General features: G+C 72.8%; 3 protein-coding genes. 1 reads left to right on the top strand and 2 read right to left on the bottom strand.

The window, feature by feature from the left end; genetic code table 11:
* Positions 1–41: 41 nt before the first annotated feature.
* Together AB0G02_RS34715 and lnt are read right to left on the bottom strand one after the other, a co-directional pair.
* Positions 42–833 carry a polyprenol monophosphomannose synthase gene (locus tag AB0G02_RS34715; protein WP_360803008.1) on the bottom strand — a complete coding sequence of 264 codons (792 nt, stop codon included), beginning with the start codon at positions 831–833 and terminating at the stop codon, positions 42–44.
* Complete coding sequence (gene lnt / locus AB0G02_RS34710) at positions 808–1,890, bottom strand: apolipoprotein N-acyltransferase (protein WP_360803011.1); 1,083 nt, start codon at positions 1,888–1,890, stop codon at positions 808–810. Before lnt ends, AB0G02_RS34715 begins: the two co-directional genes overlap by 26 nt.
* Between lnt and AB0G02_RS34705 the strand changes: the two genes are divergently transcribed.
* Positions 1,849–2,499, top strand: coding sequence for a response regulator transcription factor (locus tag AB0G02_RS34705; RefSeq protein ID WP_360803005.1), 651 nt, complete (start codon positions 1,849–1,851; stop codon positions 2,497–2,499). The two genes, lnt and AB0G02_RS34705, sit on opposite strands and share 42 nt — an antisense overlap.
* The last annotated feature ends 158 nt before the right edge of the window (positions 2,500–2,657 follow it).

Below are 2,657 nucleotides of genomic sequence, written 5' to 3'. Positions count from 1 at the left end.
GCCCCTCGGCGTGTGCGGTGGGTCGCGGTCAGCGGTCGCGGTCAGCGGTTGCTGGGGGTCTTGGCCTTGGGGGCGAACAGCTCGCGCAGCTGGGTCGCGCGGCGACGCACACCCCACTTCGTGACGCGCCACAGGGCTTCGCGGACGATGTTGCCGCTCATCTTCGACTCGCCGATCTCACGTTCGGTGAACGTGATGGGCACCTCGACGACGCGGTAGCCGAGTTCGATGGTGCGCCACGCCAGGTCGATCTGGAAGCAGTAGCCCTGCGAGGCGACGGTCTGCAGCTGGAGTCGCTCCAGCACCTCGGCGCGGAACGCCCGGAAGCCGCCGGTGATGTCCTTGACCTTCGCGCCCAGGGCGAGCTGCGAGTACACGTTGCCGCCGCGGGAGATGACCTCCCGGTACTTGGGCCAGTTGACCGTGCTGCCGCCGGGCACGTACCGCGAGCCGAGCACCAGGTCGGCGTCGCGCAGCGCGTCGAGCAGCCGCGGCAGGTCCTCGGGGGCGTGGGAGCCGTCGGCGTCCATCTCCACGACCACGGCGTAGCCGCGGTCCAGCGCCCACCGGAAGCCCGCGACGTAGGCCGCGCCCAGTCCCGCCTTCTCCGTGCGGTGCAGCACGTGGATCCGGTCGTCCGCGGCGGCCATCTCGTCGGCCAGCCGTCCGGTCCCGTCGGGGCTGCCGTCGTCGACCACGAGCACCTGCACCTTCGGCAGCGCCGCGTGCAGCCGCTTCACGATCTTCCCGATGTTGTCCCGCTCGTTGTAGGTCGGGATCACCACCAGCACCGGCCCGAGCTCGCGGTCAGGCTGCGCCTGCTGGTCCGCCATCCGTTTCCTCCTCGCCGACACCCGCACCAGGGGTCGGACGCGATCGTCGTCGTCTCATGGTCACGCTGAACGCCACGGCCATCAGGCCCACAGCGGTCATCACCCACTCGGGCCATGCGCCGAGCCGGGTGGCCAGCGTAGCCTCCCCGCGCAGCGGCACCGTGGCCACCAGCGCGTCGGCGGTGAACAGGCCGGTCCGCTGGGTGACCGACCCGTCGGGGGCCACGATGGCGCTCACGCCGCTGGTGGCCGACACCACGACCGCTTTGCCGTGTTCGACGGCGCGCACGCGGGACATGGCCAGCTGCTGGTAGGTCATCTCGGTGTAGCCGAAGGTGGCGTTGTTGGTGGGGATCGCGATGAGGTTCGCGCCCGCGGTGACCGAGTCGCGGACCACGCCGTCGAACGCCACCTCGTAGCAGGTGTCCAGGGCGACCTTCGCGCGGCCCATGGTGAAGCCGCGCGGGTCGGTGCCGGGTTGGAAGTTGCCCGCCCGGTCCACGGCGTGGGTGAACAGCCGGAAGCACGACCGGTAGGGCATGGTCTCCCCGAAGGGCTGCAGCTGCCGCTTGGTGTAGGTGTCGGTGGCGCCGACGCCGGGTTCGTAGAGCACGACGGTGTTGCGGGGCAGCTTGTCGACGGGGTCGACGACGACCGCGCCGACGGCGAGGGGCACGCCGACGGCTTCGGTGGCGCGGCGGATGCGCTCGGCGGCGTCGGCGTTGCGGAAGGGGTCGATGTCGGAGGAGTTCTCCGGCCAGATGACCAGGTCGGGGCGTGCGACGCGGCCGGCGGCGACGTCGTCGGCCAGTCGCAGGGTGCGGTCGACGTGGTTGTCGAGCACGGCGCGGCGTTGGGCGTTGAAGTCCAGGCCGGCGCGCGGCACGTTGCCCTGGACGGCGGCGACGGTGACGGTGCCCTGGTCGGGGTCGGTGTGCACGAGGGTGGTGGCGGCGAGACCGGCGGCCAGGGGCAGCACGACGGCGGCCGCGCCGACCTGCCAGTCGCGGGCCAGGTGGGCGGCGCCGAGTCCGGTGAGGGCGACGGCGAACCCGATCAGGGGCGCACCGCCGACGGCATCGACGTGGTCGGTGAGGCGACCAACGGCGTGGAGGCGGTCGAGGCGGTCCGCCGCACGAGGCCGGATGTGGTGCTGATGGACATCCGGATGCCGGAGCTGGACGGCCTGGAGGCGACCCGGCGCATCCTGACCGGCGCGGACGGCGAGCCGCGGGTGATCATCCTGACGACGTTCGACCTGGACCACTACGTCTACGCCGCGTTGTCGGCGGGTGCCAGCGGGTTCCTGCTGAAGGACGTGACGCCGGAGCACCTCGTCGCGTCGGTCCGGATGGTCCGCTCCGGTGACGCGCTGCTCGCGCCCGCGATCACCCGTCGTCTGGTGGAGCGGTTCGCCGACCGCGCCCCGGGCACCGCCGCGCTGCACCGCGACCTGGCCGCGTTGACCCCGCGGGAGCTGGAAGTGCTGCAGCTGCTGGCCCGCGGGCTGAGCAACGCCGAGCTGGCCGACCGGCTGCACCTGTCCGAGGCGACGGTGAAGACGCACGTGGCGCGCATCCTGGCGAAGCTGGGGTTGCGCGACCGCGTCCAGGCCGTCGTGGTCGCCTACGAGACCGGGCTGGTCACCCCCGGCGGTCCGGACTAGCGGTCCACTGTGGACAGGAGGTCGTCGACGGCGTCGGCTCGGCGGTGGTGTTCGGCGGCCTCGTCGTGGCGTCCCAGGGGGGTGGCGTGGGGGGCGTGGTGGGGGGCGGTGGGGCCGAAGGACACGAGGCCGCTGCCCGCGCCCGCCAGCTCGCCGGC

It is taken from the genome of Actinosynnema sp. NPDC023658 (assembly GCF_040639995.1).
Taxonomy (GTDB): Bacteria; Actinomycetota; Actinomycetes; order Mycobacteriales; family Pseudonocardiaceae; genus Actinosynnema.
This window is presented reverse-complemented; position numbering and strand designations above follow the sequence as displayed.